The sequence below is a fragment of the Paraburkholderia sp. SIMBA_054 genome (assembly GCF_046534875.1).
GTDB lineage: Bacteria > Pseudomonadota > Gammaproteobacteria > Burkholderiales > Burkholderiaceae > Paraburkholderia > Paraburkholderia hospita.
The window spans coordinates 1-257 of the sequence record NZ_JAWRXV010001154.1 but is presented as its reverse complement, the minus strand read 5'-3'; the positions used below and the strand labels follow the sequence as shown (position 1 = coordinate 257).

Here is a 257-nt window from a genome sequence, read left to right as displayed (position 1 = left end):
TACATCGCCCAATAAAAACCGTACAGCGGCGTGGCGGCCCATAGCGAGACCTTTTCCGCTTCGCGAATTGCGAGCGACTTCGGCGCGAGTTCGCCGACCACGCTATGCCGAAACGAAATGCACGAAAACGCGAAGAACAGCGAAATGCCGTGAATCAACTGCTCGGACTGCACACCGGCGATGCTGAAGAGCGGCGTCAGCAATTCCGCGAACGCGGGCTCGCCGATCCAGCCAAGCCCGAGCGAGGCGAGCGTAAT

Annotated in this window: 1 protein-coding gene; it reads right to left on the bottom strand. The window is 59.9% G+C overall.

What is annotated here, in order from left to right:
* On the bottom strand, window positions 1–257 hold a 257-nt coding region (locus SB822_RS58775; RefSeq protein ID WP_410859332.1), incomplete at both ends, for a CNNM domain-containing protein.